The organism is Delftia sp. WSY_12 (assembly GCF_043104645.1).
In the GTDB taxonomy this organism is placed as follows: domain Bacteria; phylum Pseudomonadota; class Gammaproteobacteria; order Burkholderiales; family Burkholderiaceae_C; genus Comamonas; species Comamonas tsuruhatensis.
This window is the reverse complement of sequence record NZ_JBICKW010000005.1, coordinates 1-18,195: the sequence shown is the minus strand read 5'-3', so window position 1 is coordinate 18,195 and position 18,195 is coordinate 1. Positions and strand designations below refer to the sequence as shown.

The window sequence follows — 18,195 nt, the reverse complement described above, 5'->3', positions numbered from 1 at the left end:
GCCTAGCGTCCTCCCATGGTGGTCAATGCCCTGATCACGGCCAGGAAACCGGGGCCCGCCGTGATGACCAGCAGGGCGGGCAAAAGCGTGAGGACCATGACGCCCGTCATCTTGACGGTGATGGAACCTATCTTTTCCTTGAAGCTGGCCTGGCGCTTTTCGCGCAGCCGGATGCTGAATTCCTTGAGTGGCTCCTGCACGGCGCCGCCATGCTTGTCCACCTGCACCAGCAGGTTGACGATGGCGCTCATGTCGTCGTCCGCGCTCATGTTGACCATGCGCTGGAAGGACTGCTCGCGCGTGCGGCCGGTGTTGTAGAGCTGGTTGGCCAGGGCCAGCTCGCCGCTGATGACGCGCAGCACGCCCTTGAACTCCGAGGCCAGGATCTGCAGGCTCTGGTCCACGCTCAGGCCCACGCCCTGCAGCAGTCTCAGCAGGTCCACGAACAGCGGCAGTTCCTCGACCACCTGCTCGCGCCGGCCCTTGGCCCGCGAGCGCAGAAACCACTTGGGAAGCATGAGCCCCAGGCTCACTCCGACAAAGCCGTAGACCAGCGCAGCGTTCTCGCCGGGGCGCAGCACACCCAGCGCCAGCAGGGGCAGGACCACGCACAGCACCATGCGGCTGGCCACATAGGCCATGCTGCCGTTGCGCGTGCCCACGCCGGCCTGGTCCAGCAGCTTGCGGTCCTCATCGGCCAGCAGGGCCTTGGCCACGCCCCATTGCAGCCAGGCCGGTGGCGGCAGGTTGGCCGCCACCGCCTGCGGGGAATCGGACGAACGCACGTTGATGGACAGCGGGTTGAGCAGTTGCGCGTCGTTGGCCTGCATGGCGCTCTTCGTGGCCGCCTTCGTGGTCGATGCCGAGTCGCGCGCCTGCAGGATCCTGGCGACCTGGCTGGAGGCGCGTGCCGAGCGCCACAGCCTCCACACCAGGGTGGACGCCCACAGCACCAATCCCAGGGCGCCCAGGCCGATGCTGGCGATCCACAGTTGCTGCGTGTTCATGCGTGGCTCCTTGCGCAGACGGGGGGGCGGGCGTGTGCTTGTGCCTGTGCTGTCATGGGTTCACCTCAGCTTGGCCAGCCGGTACAGGAGAAAGGCGCCCAGGGCTTCCAGGGCGGCGGCGACCAGGACCATGGTCTGGCCGCTGTCGTCGTTCCACATGCGCATGAAATAGCCCCGGTTGATCACCATGATCAGCGTCCCCACCACCAGGGGCAGCAGGGCCAGCACCCAGGCCGACATGCGGATCTCGGAGGACAGCGCATGCAGTTCGCGCTCGGCGGACTGGCGGTCGCGGATGTAGGCCGAGACACGCTCCAGCACCAGGTCGGCGCGGCCGCCATAGCGCACGCTCATGCGGAACACGGCGGCCAGCAGGCCGAATTCGGGCAGGCGCCAGTTGCGCTCGAGCTGGCCCATGGCCTGCCCCAGATCGGGCGAGGCACTGAGCATGGCCGCCGCCTGCTGCAGGGCATCGCCCAGCGGATCGGGGACGTTGTTCAGCGCCATCTGGAAGGCTGCATGGGGCGAGTTGCCGATGGAGATCAGCCGGACCATGTTGTCCAGGAAGCCGGGCAGCTGCTGCAGCAGCCTTTCGCGGCGCTTGGCCTGCCGCCGCCAGATGCCCAGGCCCAGAAGCACGGCATAGAGCACGGCCACCACCAGCCCTGCCGCCGCTCCTGCCTGGCTGGCAGCCAGCAGGGCCAGGACCAGGCCGGTGATGGCGAACAGGGCCAGGGTGTTGGATGAGATGCCCCAGGACTGGATGCCCAGGCGCTGGTTCAGCCATTGCACCGCGGCAGGCGCCGGCGCAGGCTGCGGCGCGGCGGGCTTGTAGACAGGCTCGGCCATGGCAAGCGCGGGCGCAATCGCCTCCCTGTGGCCTTCGACGCTGCGCTGCAGGTGCAGCTTGATCGACTGCTCATGCTCCTTGCGGCGCCCGCGCATGATCACCCACAGCGCCAGTGCCAGCAGCAGGCAGGCCAGCGCGCCGAGGATGAGGATGACGGGTGCCAGGCCTGTCATCGCACGCCTCCGCTGCCGGCCTGCTGCTGCGAGCGCCACCAGCTCAGCAGCTTGGGCGAGTGGGGCGAGATGCCCAGCGAGACCCAGTGGTCGATTTCCTGCCCGTCGCCGCCGACCTGGGGCTCGTAGCGGTACAGCTCCTGCATGGAGATCATGTTGTCGGTCATGCCCGTGACCTCGGTCAGCGACAGCAGGCGCCGGCGGCCGTTGGACAGGCGTCCGATCTGCACGATGAAGTCCACGGCATTGGCGATCTGGCGGCGCAGGCTGACCTCGCTGCCCTGGAAGCCCGCAAAGCCTGCCAGCATCTCGGCCCGGTACAGGCACTCGCGCGGCGAGCTGGCGTGGATGGTGCCCATGGAGCCGTCATGGCCGGTGTTCATGGCCTGCAGCAGCTCCAGCACTTCGCCGCCGCGCACTTCGCCGACGATGATGCGGTCGGGCCGCATGCGCAGGCTGTTGCGCAGCAGGTCGCGGATGCTGACGTGGCCCGAGCCGTCGAAGCCGCCGGGGCGGCTTTCCAGCCGCACCACATGGTTGTGGTTGAGGGCCAGCTCGGCCGTGTCCTCGATGGAGACGATGCGCTCGCTGGAGGGGATGAAGCTGGCCAGCGCGTTGAGCAGCGAGGTCTTGCCCGAGCTGGTGCCGCCGCTGACCAGGATGTTGCAGCGCGCCTGCACGGCCATCTCCAGGATGCGGCAGATGTCGTGGTTGAAGGTGCCCAGCTGCACCAGCTCGGAAGGCGTCAGCGGGTCCTTGCGGAACTTGCGGATGGAGACCGAGGGGCCGTCGATGGACAGCGGCTCGATGATGACGTTGATGCGCCCTCCATCGGGCAGGCGGGCATCGACCATGGGGCTGGATTCATCGAGACGCCGGCCCAGCGGCGCCAGGATGCGGCGCACGATGCGCAGCACATGCTCGTCGTCCTTGAAGTGCAGGGTCTCGCGCTGCAGCACGCCGCCGCGCGAGACGTAGATGTTGCCATGGCCGTTGATGAGGATGTCCTCGACCCGGGGGTCCTCCAGCAGCGGCTGCAGCGGTCCCAGACCCGTGAGTTCGCGCGTGAGGGCGCGCGCCACCTGCAGCGCCTCCTGCTCGTTGACGGGCACGGAGTGCAGGCGGATGAAGCTGTCCAGCTCCATCAGCACGAACTGCGCGATGGCAGCCTGCGACCAGCGGCCGAACTCGGCGCCCAGCTCCTCGATGCGGCTGAGCAAATGCTCGTGCGTGCGGTTCTTCAGGTCGAGGAACAGCGCGCTTTGCTCGAACTCGCTGGCCTGTGCGTCCGCCAGATGGGAATAAGCCGTGGTCGTCATGGTGCGTTCAGCTTCTTGTTCGGTGGAAGAAACGGTTCAGTCCGCGGGCGGGCGCGGCCTGATCGCCCGCATGGGCCTGGTGGTGGGTGGTGATCAGCAAGGTGGCGAGCTTGTCCACGGCCTGCACATAGGGCTCCCGCTGCAGGCGGCTGGGCAGCAGCTGGCCCTGGTTGACGGCCTGGGCCAGCTCCCGGCGGCGCTCGGGGATGGTGGCCAGCAGCGGCAGCTGCAGCTGCTTGGCGATCTGCTGGGCCTCCAGTTCGAGCTGGCTGTCGTGCCGGCTGACGATGAGGTGCATGCGTTCGCGCTCGATCTTTTGCTCGTCCAGCTGCCGCAGCAGTTCGGTGGTGGAGACCACGCTGGCCACGCTCTGGTCGCAGACCACCCAGACCTGGCTGGCGCGCAGCGCCACGCGCATGGCCAGGTGGGTGGGGACGACGGCGCCCAGGTCGGCAATCACGTGGCGGAAGTACTGGCGCAGGCGCAGCAGCAGGGCATCGACGTCGGCATACGAGACATCGCGCAGGCGGCTGGACTGGCGCGGCAGCGTGAGCATGCGCAGGCCGCTTTCGTGGCGTGACAGGCCGGTGGAGGCCAGGCGCCGGTCGAAGCGGCGCAGGTTGTTGACGGCCTCGATGAAGTCGAAGTCGCTTTGCGTTCCCATGTACAGGGAGCAGTCGCCGCTGGGATTGCCCAGGTCGATGAGCAGGCCGTCCAGCGTTTCGTTGCTGATTTCGCTGGCGCTGATTTCCTTGCCCTCGATCCGGCCGTGCAGGCGCTTTTGCAGATACCAGGCCAGGTGCGAGACCAGCAGGCTGCTGCCCAGGCCCGCGCGTGCGGACAGGATGGCCGTCAGCGGCGCGCTGGGCGCGCTGGACTGCGGTGCCGGCATGCGCTTGATCAGCTCGCGCACGGTCTGCAGCGCGGTCTGCACGGGCGCGTCCACGTCCAGGAAATCCTGCACGCCGGCACGCAGGGCGGCCAGCATGCACTGCGGGTACTTGGTGCGGCCCACGGCCACGCAGGGCAGGTGGGGGTGGGAGATGTGCAGTTGGGAGGCCAGATGGGCGGCCTCGTCGGTGGACAGCGGGTCGAAATGCACAAAGATGGCATGCGGCATGAAGCGCTGTACCTGCTCCGTGATGTTGTCCTGGAAGCGCGCCACGTGCAGCCGTGTGCCGTCCAGCATGCGCTGCATCCAGGACTGGGCCAGCGCGCTTTCGGGCGTGCCGGCATGGATGAACAGCAGCTCCATCTCCAGCACATCGTCGAGCGGCTGTGGCGGCTGGCGCAGCGCGGCAGTCGATGCAGCGGCGGACGCCGCTGCGGCATGGGGCGGCGCCATCCTGTCCGGTGGCGCCTTGTCCAGCAGCGCCTTGTCCAGCAGCGCTTTTTCCTGGGCCATCGCGTCGGTGGCGGGCTGCAGCTTGCCGGCCAGCGAGGTCGAGGAACGCAGACCCAGCAATGTCTCCAGCGAGGTGGGTGAGCCGATGGCCGGCGAGCCTGTGGCGTCCACAGGCGAATCGGTTGCGGTGGGCTTGCTTGTCATGTCGTCAGTACGAGAAACCGGGTACGGCGGTGTCTTGGTTCATTCCGCCGGCGAGGTAGGGCAGCCAGACCTTGCCGGCGTTGCGCTGCTCGGAGCGCGCGCCCGGCAGCAGGGCTTCGAGGTTGGTGCTGGCGGGCAGCGGGTGGACCAGGCGCGGGGTGACGATGATCACCAGCTCGGTCTCTTCCTGCGTGTAGTTGAGGTTCTTGAAGAAGGTGCCCAGGATGGGCAGGTCGCCCAGCACGGGCACCTTGCTGACGTTGGAGGTGGTGGCGCGGCTGACCAGCCCGCCGATGACGAAGCTCTCGCCATCGGCCAGCTCCACCGAGGTGTCGGCGCGGCGCGTGCGGATGGCGGGCACGGTGACGCCGCTGATGGTCACGCCGCTGTTGAAGTCCAGGTCGCTGGCCTCGGGCGAGACCTTCAGGGCGATGCGCTCGTCCGACAGGATGGTGGGCGTCAGCTGCAGCTTGATGCCGAACTCCTTGTACTGGATGGCAATGTTGCCGTCGCGCGCAGGCACGGGAATCGGCAGCTCGCCGCCGGCCAGGAAGCTGGCGTTCTGGCCGGTCTGTGCCAGCAGGGTCGGCCGGGCCAGCACGCGGGCCATGCCGTTGCCCTCGAGGATGCTCAGCTGCGTGACGATGCCGGCGCCACTGAAGGCCTTGCCGAAGGTCATCACCAGGCTCATGGCGCTGGCAATGGCCGAGGAGGTGTTGTTGGACACGCTGCCCGATCCCGTGTTGCCCGAGCCCGTGCCGCCCGACCCGGTATTGCCCGTTCCCGTGCCCGTGCCGTTGGTATTGGTGCTGATGCTGCCGACCACGCCGGGGCTGAAGCTGCCGAAGCTGAAGCCCTGGTTGTTGCGCCCGCCGCTGTAGATATTGACGCCTACGCGCTTCATGGCGGATTTCTTGAACTCCACCACCTGCACGTCCACCTGCACGGTGTTGCTCCTGACATCGATCTGCGCGTTGTCCACCAGCGGCGTCTGGGCGGGCGCGCCCAGGCGCAGTTCGGCCACGGCCTGGGCATGCTCGGGGACCGAGGCCAGCCGCTTTTCCAGCAGCAGGTGCTGGCCTCTGACCTGAACCTCCCAGCGCTGGGGAACGCCGCCCTTGCGGGGCCACACCACCAAGCTGGTGCTGCCCTGGGCCTTGGGCGTGAGCAGCAGCTCGGTTCCGCCGGAGCCGGAGCCGGCACTGGCGCCGGAGCCCGGCGTGGCGCGCAGCAGTTTCACATCCAGCACATTGGGGTCGCCCACGGCGATGCGGACCGGGGCGTCGGCCAGCGCCATCAGGTGCTGGCGCCCGGCCACCAGCTGCAGGGATTCGCCAGGAAGCATGTCGCCGGCACCAGGGTTGGCCATGCCCTGGCCGGCAGCGGTGTCCGCTGGGGCAGACACCGCTGGCGTCAAGGCCAGCAAGGCCATGCTGCCGCACAGCGTCCAGACCGCCCTCTGCAGCGGCGTGGCCCCGGCCGTCGAGATGTTCTTGCACTTCATGGCATCTCCCTCTTGTTGTGTGTTGTCAGTAGTTCACCATCTGCACGGCCGCTCCGTTGTGCAGCTCCACCGTGCGTTCGCGCGGGGCCCGCTGCGGCTGCGGCCGCACGGCGGGCGCGAGGGCCGTCATGGGCTGCGCGGCCGGCTTGCGGATGTTCCTGGCGTCGGCGCCGGTGGCCAGGTCCTGCATGCGCAGGCCGGCGAAGGCGCGGTCTGCACCCTCCAGCGTCTGGTCCTTCCTGAGGCGGCCGGCCACCGGCTGCAGCGCGCCGGGCAGGGCGGCGAAGAGCTTGGGATCGGGTACGGACAGGTCGTCGGGGTTGCGCAGGGCCAGGGTGAGCTGGCCGAATTTCTCGGCCAGCGTGAGGCGCTCCACATCGTCCAGCGGCACGGCCAGCACGGCCGATTGCACGTTCTCCGGGCGCTGGCCTGCCTGATCGCCGGCGCTGGCGCGGCGCAGCGGCGAGCCTGACGACTCCTTGTCCTGCTGTGCCTGGCGCTGGGCCGCCGACAGGGGCGGGCGCTCGACGCTGCCGGCGCCATAGGCCAGCACGCGGCTGCGCGCCAGCAGCAGCCGGGTCTGCGCGTCCACGGGCGCCTGGTCGGACTTGCCGTCCAGCGTGAAGTAGACATCCACAAAATCACCGGGGCGCACATGGTGGCCTGCGGCCATCTGCTCCCGGATGGCAATCGCAACGGCCCGCTGGCCCGGCTCCAGTTGCAGCGCCAGGCCGCTGAGCAGTTGCTGCTCGAACAGCGGGGTGCCCGGTGTGAGCGGCATCAGCGTGGTGCGGCCCAGCACGTCGTCGGTTGCGGCAAAGCTGCCCGGCACGGGGGCAGGCAGCTGGGCCAGCTTCACATCGTCGCTGCCGATGCGCTGGCCTGCGGCAATGGCCTGGGCCACGACCACGACGGCGTGCAGCTGGGCCGGTTCGGGGGCCGGCTGCGACGAGGCCGCGGGGGAGGGGGCAGCCACGGGGCGTGCGGGCTGGCTGCCCAGCATCCAGGCAAGGCCCGCAAGCACGATGGCAAGCCCCACCAGCAGTCCGGCAAGAATCTTGGTGAGGTTCATGGCTGGGACTCCTGGTGCAAGTGCGTTGCGACGGTGTTCAGGGCCGGGGGCTGCCCTGGCGCTTTCCTGCCATGGCGGAGAAGCTCCTCCAGGGCAGGAAAGCGTCCAGGCAGCGCACGGCCATGGCGTGTGGCGGAGCCGGTCCATGGACGGCGTGGAGGCAGGCAGGTGACAGGCATGGGCATCTCCGGTTCAGACAAGTGGCTGGCTGTGGCGCCAGGCCAGGGCGATGGCCGCAATGGCCATGTAGCCGGCATAGGGGATGGAGCGCTGGGGCTGGCGCGGTCCATCGGTGGCGCCTGCGGGCCGGGGCGTCGCGCCCAGGGGCGCCAGGCGGGCAGTCCAGGACAGGGCCGCGCTGGACAGTGGCAGCCGTGCCTGCAGCCACAGCCCGGTGGGGCTGTCCCGAAGGTGGCGCAGCGACAGAACCAGTACACCGTGCAGGCCGGCCAGCAGGCTGCCGCCGGTCCAGATCAGCAGCAGGTCGAAGCCCCACCCGAACCACAGCCCCGCGACCGCGCCGAACTTGACGTCGCCCGCACCCATCCAGCGCAGTGCATAGAAAGGAAGCAGTACGGCAAACCCCGCCAGCATGCCGGCCAGCGCGTTCCAGGCCGAGACCTGGAACGGCTGGGCCCCACTGGCCAGTGCGCCAGCGCCTGTGGCCAGGCCGAGCAGCACCATCCAGTTGCGCACGCGGCGGATGCGCAGATCCATGGCCGCAATCGTTGCGAGCCATGTGATGCAGACGCATAGCCATAGCGAGGTCGGCTCCATCTTCAGGGCGCAAGACCTGTGAGCTTGGTGGCCAACCGGTTGAACAGTCCGTTCAGATCGGTGCCCAGCGCGGTGGCGCCCACGACGATCCCCACGGCAATCAGCCCGGCAATCAGTCCGTACTCGATGGCGGTGGCGCCTTCCTCGTCTTTCCAGAAGTTCTTGATCGTTTCGGTCATGTCATGGTCCTTTCGGTTTGCAAGTTGCCTCGGGGCCGGTGGCCGGCATGGCGATCGCGCATCGGGCCGACCCCTTGCGGGCCCACTCGGATCGCGCCGGAGCCGGCGCTCAGGGCGTGAAGCCGGTGAGCTTGGTGGCGATCCGTGTGAACAGGCCGTTCAGATTGGTGCCCAGCGCAGTGGCGCCCACCACGATCCCCACGGCGATGAGGCCGGCGATCAAGCCGTACTCGATGGCGGTGGCGCCTTCCTCGTCTTTCCAGAAGTTCTTGATGATGTCGGTCATGGCATCGTCCTTTCGGTTGCAAAAGCCCATCGTTGTCGATGGCAGCGGCTGGCGATGGGCCCAAGCCGGCCGCTGCACGGGAACCCCTGCTTCCCACTTCACCACTGCTGTCGCGCGGCGGTGGTTTGAAAAGCGTCTGAAATGGGGCGCAACTGCTGCTCAAGGCGCAGCTGGATTCGTTGGGGCATGGCGCTGGCGGACAGGGTGGCCACGGCAGCGTCCATGGGGTCGGGGCGGGTGCGCGAGGGGGCCTGGCCGGGAGTCATGCCGGGCACCGTGCCGGGCGAGGGGTCCGGCGTGCCGCCACCTGCTGGAATGGGTTTTTGCGTGCTGAACAGCGCGCTCAGCCATTGGTCGGGCGGGTCCTGCGGCAGCAGGCGGCCGGTGGTGCGCGCCAGGCGCAGTTCGTTGATGCGCTGGTCGTAGATGGCGTCGGCCTCGTCCAGCAGCAGGCGCTGCATGTCCAGCTGGGCGTCCAGCACCTGGGCCAGGCTGCCGCGGCCGACTTCGAGCAGGCGCCGACGGCCCTCGAAGGCGGCGCGCGCCTCGCGCACGGCGTCGGCCAGCTGGCTTTCGCGCTGGCGGCCGGACTGGGTGCGGCCCCAGGCGGCGGAGGCGGTCTCGCGCACCTGGCGGCGCACGGTTTCCTGTTGCGCTTCCTGGGCCTGCAGTTCGTTGATGGCCTTGAGGATGCGGTCGCGCAGCTCGAAGCCGTTGCCGAAGTTCCAGCTCAGCTCCACGCCGTAGCGCGTGCCCTCGGCATAGAGCACGCCGCTGGGGTCGCGCGTGTGGGCCACCACGGCGGCCAGGGTGGGAAAGCGCTGGGATTTGCTGCGGTCGACTTCGGCGCGGGCCTTCTCGATCTGCTGCTGCATTTCCTGCAGCTCGGGGCTGACGGCTTCGGACGCCTGCAGGGCCGAGTCTTCGCTGGCCGGCATCCATTGCTCGGGCACATTGAGCTGGGGCAGCCAGCCGGCCTGGGGCGTGAAGCCGAAGTAGCGCGTGAAGCGGGCCAGCGCATCCATGCGCTGCGACTCCAGCGCATGCTGCTGGGCCAGGGCGCCGGCCTGGCGCGAGGCGGCCTGGCGCAGGTCGTTGCGGCCCACGGCGCCCAGTTCGGCGCGGCGCTCCTCGATGCGCGCGAGCTGGCCGATGATGCGTGCCGACTCGGCCGCCACGCGCGCCTTGTCCTCGAAGCGGTGCAGCTCCAGCAGGGCGGTCAGTGCCTCCAGCAGCACGTTCTGGCGCGTGCCGTAGAGCACGCTGCCCTGGGCCGCCTCCTGCGATTCGGCCGAGCGGATGCCCGCGCCGATGGCTCCGCCATCGAGCAGGGCCATGCGCACTTCGGCATTGACGGCGGTGTACGACTCGCGGCCCCGGCGGAGCTTGGCATCGCCCGTGTTGGTGCCCACCTTGAAGGTGGGCCAGCGCGCGCCGCGCGCGGTGTTCACGTCATGCCCGGCCGATTCCAGCGCGGCGCGCGCCTTGCGCACGTCGGGGTATTCGTCGAGCAGGGCGTAGAGGGCATCGAGCAGGCGGCGCTGCCCGCTGTCGCTGGCCAGGGTGCCGGGCGTGAGCTGCTGGGCCAGGCGCAGGACCACGGCGTCGGGTACCGGGACGGATGCGGGTTCGGGTGAAGGTGCGGGTGCGTGAGCGTGAGCGGAGTCCGCCGCAGCCGTGGTGGCCAGGTCCGGTTCCTCGGCCGCCATGGGCGCGGCCTCAGCCTGCAGCGCCTGCAGGGCCGATACGCAGCAGGCAGCGGCCAGCAGCTGGCGCAGCCGGGCGTGCCAGCCTGTGGTGGGAGTGGACGGGCGGCCTTGCATCAGGGCTCCCGGAAGGCTTCGCTCTGGATGCGCAGCACGGGCCGCAGCAAGTACCAGATAAAGGGTTCGTGGCCCAGCAGCAGGTCGAGCTCGGCCTGCATGCCGGTGGTGATGCGGTTGTCGGTGCGGCCCACCCAGGGCTGCTCCAGGCTGGCCTGGATGCGGAAGTACGAGGGCGAGTCGGCCAGGTTGGGGTCGCGGTCGGCATCGGCGGCCACCAGGGTGACCTGGCCGGGCACCGAGCCGTAGCGCAGGAAATCGTAGGCCGAGATCTTCACCCGGGTGGGCTGGCCGGTGCGCACGTAGCCACGGTCGGCGGGGCTCAGGCGTGCTTCGACGATGACCTCGTCCTTGTCGGGCACGACTTCGAGGATGGGCTCGCCTGGCTTGACCACCCAGCCTGCACCCGAGCTGCGCAGTCCCTTGACGAAGCCGCTGGTGGGCGCCAGCACGGCGGTGCGCGTGCGCTGGGTCCGGGCGCGCACCAGGTCTTCGTTGAGGCTGGCCAGCTCGCGTTCGGTCTGGGCCAGTTCGTCGGAGGCGCGGCGGCGGAAGGCGCCCTGGGTCTCCTGCAGCTTGGCCTGGGCCTGCTCGATCTTGGCGCGGTTGCTGAACAGCGTCTGGCGCGATGCCGCCAGCTCGGCGCGGACCTGCTCCAGCGCCCGCTGCTTGTCCAGCACTTCCAGCTGGCCGATCAGCTGCTCGGCGGCGAGCTGCCCGGCAATGGAGGCTTCCTGCTGGTGCAGGCGCAGATTGGTCTCCAGCCCCTCGATGCGGGCCTGGACCTGGGCCACGTCGCCGCGCGCCTGCTGCAGCTGGGCCTGGGCCGCGGCAATGCTGCCCTGGTGTTCCAGCGCGCGGGCCGAGAAGGCGCCCAGCTCGGCCTGGACCACCTGCGGGTCCAGGTCGGCCGGGAAACTGGTGCGCTGCAGCGGCCTGCCCTGGCTTTCCGCGCCCAGCCGTACCTTGACCGCCTGGGCCGTGGCCATGCGCGCCGTGAGCTGTTCGAGGTTGAGGCTGTTGCCGCCCAGGTCGATCTCCAGCAGGGGCTGGCCCTGGGTCACGGCCTGGCCTTCGCGCACATGGACGGCGGTGACGATGCCGCCTTCCAGATGCTGCACGGTCTGCACGCGGTCGGAGGGGATGACCTGGCCGCTGGCCACCACCACGTTCTCCACGGGATAGAACAGGCCGGTGATCACCAGCGCGGTGACCGGGATGGCGAGCAGCCACTTGCCGCGCGCCAGGCCTGCCCAGCGCGATACGGGGGGCGTTGCGGGTGGCGTTGCGCCGGATGCATCCGCGCCGGCCCCGGCCGACCCGGCCTCGAGCGGGCGGGATGGCTGGTGCGACTGGCGCAGCACCAGGGGCAGATCGTCGTAGCGGCCGGCTCTCATGAGGCAAGCTCCGGCGCCACGGCGGGCTGGTCGGGGTGCGGGGCCTTGTCGGCGGGTGCGGGGGCCGCTGCGGGCACGGCGGCCTCGCGTGCCGTGCCGAACAGCTGGGGCAGCAGTTGCTGGGGCGAGCCATGCTCGATGCCGCCATCGCCGCGCACATGGTAGAGGTGCTGGGCCATGGAGGCCACGCGCAGCGAGTGCGTGACGACGATGACCGTGTGCTTGAGCGCAATCTGCCGCAGTGTCTGCAGCAGGGCGGTTTCGCTCTCGAAATCCAGGTCGTTGCTGGGCTCGTCCAGGATCAGCACGGAGGGGTTGCGCAGGAACAGCTGGGCCAGGGCCAGCTTGCGCAGCTCGCCCGCCGACAGGCCCGCGCCGCCTTCGCCCAGCACCGTCTGGTAGCCCTGGGGCAGGCGGCTGATGAAGCCATGCGCGCCCGAGATCTGGCAGGCGGTGACGATCTTGTGGTCGTCGGCATCGGGGTTGACCATGCGCAGCCCGTCCACGATGGGGCCGCTGAACCAGTACACCTGCTGGGCCAGGCAGCCTATCCAGCGGCCCAGCTCGGCGCGCGGGAACTGGGCCATGTCGTATTCATCGATGAAGATGCGGCCCTGCGTGGGCTGGTAGAGCCCTGCCAGCAGCTTGGCCAGGGTGGACTTGCCGGCGCCGTTGCGCCCCACGATGGCGTGCAGCCCGCCGGGGCCGATCTCCAGCGAGGCCTGCTCCAGCGCCACATGGCCGCCCGGGTAATGGAAGCTGGCCTGGTCCAGGCGCAGCCGGCCCTGGGGACGCGGCAGGTCCACGGTCTCGGCCGTGATTTCGACGGGCTCCTCCAGCACGGACTGCAGGCGGCGTGCGGCCTCGTTGGCCTGGGCCAGCGAGCGCCAGTTGCTGGCCAGCTGCGAGATGGGGCCCAGCGCCTTGCCCGACAGCAGGTTCACGGCCATCAGGCTGCCGATGCTCATCCACTGCGCATTGATGGCAATGGCACCCACGGTGATCACCGCGATGGAGAACAGCGTCAGCAGCACGGTGCTGGCTTCGCGCGCGTTTTCCATCTCGCCGTTCTTGCCGAAGCTCTCGGCCAGCCAGCGGTCATAGCCGTTTTGCCAGTTCTGGCGCGCGGCGGCGTCGTAGCCCAGCACCTTCAGCGTGGCGCGGGCGTTGCAGACTTCGGCCGTGCCCCGGTCCAGCATGCGGGCCTGGGCGATTTCCTCCACGCGGCCGCTGCGCACCTCGTCGGCCCACCACCAGGCCAGCACGCCCATGATGAGCATGGCCACCAGGATCACCGGCAGCACGGGCCAGGCAATGATGCCGATGACCACCAGGGCCAGCAGGGCCATGGGCAGGTCCAGCAGCGAGGTCGCCAGGCCCCCGGACATGCCCGAGCGCATGGCGCTCACGTCGCGGAACAGCTGCAGCCACTGGCTGGAAGAGCGCTGCTCCAGCGCGGCCAGCGGGTGGCGCAGCATGGAATGCATCAGCGCCTGGGAGACATCGCGGTCGATCATGGCGCCGGCTTCGCGCAGGGCGCGGGCGCGCCGGCGGCGCAGCCACCATTCCAGGCCCAGGAAGCACAGCACGCCGGCCACCATGGCCGTGAGCGTGGCCGTGCCGCCGCGTGCAATGACGCGGTTGTAGACCTGCAGCAGGAAGATGGATGGCAACAGGCCCAGCACACTGATGGGCAGGGACAGCCACGCGGCACGGCGCAGCTGGTGAGCGGCCCGGTCGAAGGACTCGGCGATGGCAGTTGCAAAAGCCCCCACCGTCTCCGTTCCCGACGGCATCGCCGTGGCCTTGGCCAACTGGCGGGGAAGAAGGTATCGGATCATGTTCTGATGGGCTTAGTAAACGTCTTTACAAAATGTAAAGGCGCTCGTTTCCCAAATACTGTAGCGAGTTATATACAGTCCTCTATAAGTTTTATTCAATCAATAATGCATGTTCATTTGATTTTGATGTGGATCAAAGCGGATGGCGGGGCTGGATGCTATTAGGTGGGCCCCGTGTCCACTGAAACTGTCTCGTATGGCATCTGCGGCCAGGGCCAGATTGGTAGTGGCGCGGCCTGCCAACAAAACCGTGTCGCCTTTATGGGTTGTGCGAAGAAGTGAACAGATCAATTGATTGAGATCGTCATACCAATTGACGTGCAGAAGATCTGCCAGCGCCGCCGCCAGCTGCCGCAGCGGCTCGCCGTACAGCAGCACGCGCCGGGCCTGGGCCGCGCGCACCAGCGGCTCCAGCGCCAGCTGTGCAGTGTCCATGCTGACCTGGCCCGGCTGTATGCCGGCCAGCACGATCAGCCTGCGGCTGACATGGGGGGCGTGCTCCTGCAGCTGGGAAAAAGCAGCATGCATGGACAGTAAGTGGTTGCTCAGGCTATGGTCCAGCAGGCAGATCCCACTGGGCAGCAGCTGCGGCTGGCCGGCGCCGATCAGCGGCCGCCAGTGCGCGAGCGAGGCCTGGACCTGTGCAGGCGCATAGCCCAGCGCATGCATGGCGGCCAGCGCGGCCTGAGCATTGCGGGCCATGTGGTGGCCATCCGATTGCAGGGAAATCCCGAGGCGCCGGTTGTCTATGCTTATTTGCAGATTTCCATTGTGAAACCCCATTTCACGGACCTGCGCATTGGAATGCGGACCGAAGGTGATGAGACGCATTCCCATGCGTTGGGCATTCTCAATAATGCACGGGTTTTCACCTATGTCTTGTTCGATCACCAATGCACTGCCTTTGTGCATGTGCTGCATGGCTTCCACGACTTCCTGCAGCGCCTCGTATTTGCGGCAGGCGGACAGACCGGCCGGTCCGCACTGCTCGGAATCACCAGTACTGGGGATGTCATTAATTGAAAGATTAGTAATAACCAGAATGTCTGGATCAATCAGCGGCAGATCTCCACGCAGTGCCTGCAATGGCAGCTCCAGCAGGGCGCAGGGCGCTGCCTCGCTCCAGTTGATCATCTGCAGCGCCGTGCCCTGGGACAGCAGGGCGTCGCCCCGTGCATCGCCGCCGTCCTGCAGGCATTGGCGCAGCATGCCCAGGGTGGATGTCTTGCCCACGCAGCCGCTGACCGCGATCACGGGCGCCTGGATGCGGCGCCGGGCGGCCTGCGCCAGGCTGCGCAATCCTTCCTGTATGTCGGGCACATGCAGCACGGGCACGCCATGGTGCAGCAGGCCCTGCGGGCTGCTGCTGATCAGGGCCGAGGCCCGCAGCGTGGGAAGCGCGGCGGCCTGCACGCCCAGGGCCATGCCGGCACGCCGCACCAGCACGGCGGCGCCGGGCTGATGGTGCAGGCGGCTGGCGTCCAGCCCCGCGCAGCAGGTGCCGGTACCTCTGCCTTGCGCTGACGGGGCATCCAGCCAGCGTCCGTTCATCAGCTCGGCCAGTGCAGGGCCTTCCCAGGACATGGACGGGTACAGGGTCCCGGCCGCGGGCGAGAAAGCCGGCCGGCCCGCGGCCTCGCCGTCGCGCGCCCCCGGCAAGCAGGCCCTGGCAGGGCTGCCGTCCGCATCCGGGCCATTGCCGGCCTGCGCAGGCACGGCCTCGCCTTCGCCTTCGCCTTCGGTTTCGTGCTCCGGTTCGGTTTCGGCCACGGCGTGGCTGGCAGCCGAACGCAGTGCCTGGGCCAGCGCGTCCAGCAGCTCCAGGCCGGCCAGGCTGGATGCCAGCAGCCAGGCGATTTCGCGCGGGGACTGCAGCACCTGGCGCAGGCTGGCGTCGGCAAAGGCGGCATGGCGGCGCCGGGCGGGCGGCAGGTACAGCGCCTGTTCCGGCCAGATGGCGCGCTGGGCCAGGGCCTGCAGATGGCGCTGCAGGCCGATCTGCCACTGGCGCAGCAGGTCCGTGGGCTGTGGCTCCAGGCCAGCGTCGAGCTGCAGGCTTTCGACCAGTGCAATGCCTATCCAGCGAGCGCAGGGGTCGTCGGCCTGCCCGCCAGGGCGGTCATCGGGGCCGCCGGGCATGTGCAGCAGCGGCGGCAGCGCGGCCTGCAGGAAGGCGGCGGGCAGGACGGCCGTCTCGGGCAGGGCGCTGCGCGCCGCACGCAGCGTGGGGCTGTCGCTGGTGGGCGGGCGGGAGCTGGCATAGGCATGCATGGCCAGTTCGGCCCAGCTCAGCAGGGGCTGGCCGCTGCGGGATGCATCGGCGTGGGCCGCAGCCTCGGCCTTGGTGGCGCTGGCCGACGCGGCCGCGGTGGACAGCAGGCTTTCCGCCAGCGGGTCCATCAGCGCCGGAATGCGGGCGCGGGCCTGGCTGTCGGCCCCCGGCCCCAGCACAAAACTGTTGCGCAGGTGGCGGGCCAGCACCAGCATGGCCAGCGCGCCGGACAGGCAGTCGCCGGGCAGCGGCTGCAGCCGCTGCTCCACGTGGCCCATGGCCAGCGCAATGGCCTGCGCCAGTGCGGCGCTGCCCGCATGGCGCTGGGCCTGCAGCAGGGCGTAGGTCACGCCCAGGTGGTCGCACACGTCTTCGCAACCGGGCCAGCTCCCTTCCTTGCCCTGTTGCGCCAGCAGCTGCTGGACCGCGGCGTGCACGGGCACGAGGTGTGGCCACAGGCGCTGCTGCGGCGGGTCGGTTCGCGGCACGGCCAAGGCGGGATGCTCACCGCTGATGTACATGCCGCGCAGGTGCAGCAGCAGGCAGGGGGGATGCAGGGGGCGTGGGAGGGGGGGCTCATCATCGGGTGCGTCGGCAGCCCCACCCTGGGGCGGATCGGGCAGCAAGGGGTGCAGCAACTGCGCGCGCTCCAGGCTGGCATCGGCCAGGGCAAGGGAGCGCAGGGGCATCTCGGTCCAGGCACGGCAATCGGGCAGGGGACTGTCCGCCTCCAGGGGTGTGATGTCCTGGACCCAGTCGATGCGCAGATCGACCTCATCGCGCTTGCGGGCCCAGGCCCACTGGCGCACGCGGGTCGCCCCCTCGCGCCAGGCGGCCTCCAGCGTGGTGGCGCGTACATGGAAGACGGAGGCGGCCTTGTTCTCGGCCGCCACCGTGAAGAAAAGAATGCAGCCGGGGTAGGGCTCGGGCAGCAACACCATGTGCCGTGCCAGGTACTCCAGGCCATTTGCCAATTGCTGCGACAACATGCTCTCGGCCTCGGTCAAGGTCAGTGGGAGGCTGCGCTTCCCGTGGGGACGGGACGCCGGGCTGCGGTGCGCTGACCGCGTACGGATCTGTTCTTTCATGGCGGCCCGGCGGCAGGCGAGTGCGGAGCGCGGCGGCTCAGCGGTAGTCGAATTCCACGCGCCGGTTGCGCTGGTGGGCGTCTTCGCTCGTGCCTTCGTCGGCCAGCCGCTCCTTGCCGTAGCTGACGGACTCCACGCGGGCCGGATTCACGCCCAGCAGCTGCAGGCTGTTGCGCACCGCGTCGGCACGTTTTTGGCCGAGCGCCAGGTTGTATTCGATGCCGCCGCGCCTGTCCGTATGGCCGCGCAGCATCACCGAGCGGCCGGGATTGCTGCGCAGCCACTGCGCATGGCTTTCCACGATGGCCCGGTCGCTGCTGCGGATGGTGTAGGCGTCAAAGTCGAAGTAGACGATGTGGGCGACATTGGCGGGACCGCGCTGGTCGGCCTGGCTCGTGGCCACCACGGGTGCGACGCCGGAGCTGGCCGGCGCAGGCGCCGGGGCCTTGCCGAAGGCGTAGTGGTGTTCGGAACGCTGCGTGCTGGTGGTGGCGGTGGAACCGCAGGCGGCCAGGCCTGCGGCCAGCAGCACGATGGTGCACAGCCTGAGAGTGTGTGACATGGAAAATCTCCTGGGACGTGCGCCGCCACCGCGAGGCGGCGGCGCAGGGAAGGAATGCGGCGCCCGCAGGCGCCGCTGCAGCTCACAGCAGGGCGTTGTGGTGCAACTGCTGCGTCAACACGCTGGCTGCTGCATCGGCCGTGCTGCTGGCATGGCTGCTGATGGAGGTGGCAATCGGATCCAGCTCGGCCGCAGAGGCCGTTGCCGCTTGCGAAGTGCCGCCCAGAAGGCCTCCGAGCAGTCCGCCACCGGACGATCCCCCCAGCAGCCCGCCCAGCAGGCCACCGCCACTGCTGCCGCCACCCAGCAGTCCGCTGACGATGCCGTTGTCGCCGACGACCGTGTTGACCACACCGCTGACGATGCCGTTGTCGCCGGCCACTGTGTCGAGCACGCCGCTGACGATGCCGTTGTCGCCGGCCACCGTGTCCAGCACGCCGCTGACGACGCCGTTGTCACCGGCCACGGTCTCCAGCAGGCCGCCGACCAGGCCGGT

At 69.2% G+C, this 18,195-nt stretch carries 14 protein-coding genes and 1 pseudogene; all 15 read right to left on the bottom strand.

The window, feature by feature from the left end; all coding sequences use genetic code 11:
• Window positions 1–2 precede the first annotated feature (2 nt).
• Window positions 3–1,007, bottom strand: a complete 1,005-nt coding sequence (locus ACF8LI_RS02665) for a type II secretion system F family protein (RefSeq protein ID WP_016450672.1) — start codon at window positions 1,005–1,007, stop codon at window positions 3–5.
• 60 nt (window positions 1,008–1,067) lie between these two features.
• The gene (locus ACF8LI_RS02660; RefSeq protein ID WP_016450673.1) at window positions 1,068–2,030 is read right to left on the bottom strand and encodes a type II secretion system F family protein; all 963 of its coding nucleotides are present in this window, start codon (window positions 2,028–2,030) and stop codon (window positions 1,068–1,070) included.
• Complete coding sequence (locus ACF8LI_RS02655; RefSeq protein WP_016450674.1) at window positions 2,027–3,349, bottom strand: CpaF family protein; 1,323 nt, start codon at window positions 3,347–3,349, stop codon at window positions 2,027–2,029. The genes ACF8LI_RS02660 and ACF8LI_RS02655 overlap by 4 nt, the downstream gene beginning before the upstream one ends.
• A gap of 7 nt (window positions 3,350–3,356) precedes the next feature.
• On the bottom strand, window positions 3,357–4,898 hold the full coding sequence (locus ACF8LI_RS02650) for a pilus assembly protein CpaE (RefSeq protein ID WP_046987651.1): 1,542 nt from the start codon (window positions 4,896–4,898) through the stop codon (window positions 3,357–3,359).
• Window positions 4,899–4,902: 4 nt separating this feature from the next.
• Window positions 4,903–6,402 (bottom strand): type II and III secretion system protein family protein, encoded by a 1,500-nt coding sequence (locus tag ACF8LI_RS02645; RefSeq protein WP_126313054.1) that lies wholly within the window; start codon window positions 6,400–6,402, stop codon window positions 4,903–4,905.
• 25 nt (window positions 6,403–6,427) lie between these two features.
• Window positions 6,428–7,474 carry a Flp pilus assembly protein CpaB gene (cpaB, locus tag ACF8LI_RS02640; RefSeq protein ID WP_016450677.1) on the bottom strand — a complete coding sequence of 349 codons (1,047 nt, stop codon included), beginning with the start codon at window positions 7,472–7,474 and terminating at the stop codon, window positions 6,428–6,430.
• Between the two features lie 192 nt (window positions 7,475–7,666).
• Entirely contained in the window at window positions 7,667–8,251 is a 585-nt protein-coding gene (locus ACF8LI_RS02635) for a prepilin peptidase (protein WP_080649882.1), read from the bottom strand.
• Window positions 8,252–8,253: 2 nt separating this feature from the next.
• A complete protein-coding gene (locus ACF8LI_RS02630; RefSeq protein ID WP_016454539.1) occupies window positions 8,254–8,430 on the bottom strand; it encodes a Flp family type IVb pilin in 177 nt (58 codons plus the stop codon).
• Window positions 8,431–8,539: 109 nt separating this feature from the next.
• Complete coding sequence (locus tag ACF8LI_RS02625) at window positions 8,540–8,716, bottom strand: Flp family type IVb pilin (RefSeq protein ID WP_016450680.1); 177 nt, start codon at window positions 8,714–8,716, stop codon at window positions 8,540–8,542.
• A gap of 98 nt (window positions 8,717–8,814) precedes the next feature.
• Window positions 8,815–10,539 (bottom strand): TolC family protein, encoded by a 1,725-nt coding sequence (locus ACF8LI_RS02620; RefSeq protein ID WP_392414073.1) that lies wholly within the window; start codon window positions 10,537–10,539, stop codon window positions 8,815–8,817.
• Window positions 10,539–11,936 (bottom strand): HlyD family type I secretion periplasmic adaptor subunit, encoded by a 1,398-nt coding sequence (locus ACF8LI_RS02615; protein WP_392414072.1) that lies wholly within the window; start codon window positions 11,934–11,936, stop codon window positions 10,539–10,541. Before ACF8LI_RS02615 ends, ACF8LI_RS02620 begins: the two co-directional genes overlap by 1 nt.
• Window positions 11,933–13,777, bottom strand: a complete 1,845-nt coding sequence (locus tag ACF8LI_RS02610; protein ID WP_016450683.1) for a peptidase domain-containing ABC transporter — start codon at window positions 13,775–13,777, stop codon at window positions 11,933–11,935. The genes ACF8LI_RS02615 and ACF8LI_RS02610 overlap by 4 nt, the downstream gene beginning before the upstream one ends.
• A 99-nt stretch (window positions 13,778–13,876) precedes the next feature.
• Window positions 13,877–17,056, bottom strand: a complete 3,180-nt coding sequence (locus ACF8LI_RS02605; protein ID WP_392453848.1) for a Mur ligase — start codon at window positions 17,054–17,056, stop codon at window positions 13,877–13,879.
• Between the two features lie 118 nt (window positions 17,057–17,174).
• Window positions 17,175–17,699 carry an OmpA family protein gene (locus ACF8LI_RS02600; RefSeq protein ID WP_016450685.1) on the bottom strand — a complete coding sequence of 175 codons (525 nt, stop codon included), beginning with the start codon at window positions 17,697–17,699 and terminating at the stop codon, window positions 17,175–17,177.
• Between the two features lie 82 nt (window positions 17,700–17,781).
• Window positions 17,782–18,195: pseudogene (locus ACF8LI_RS02595) on the bottom strand (hypothetical protein); the annotation flags it as partial.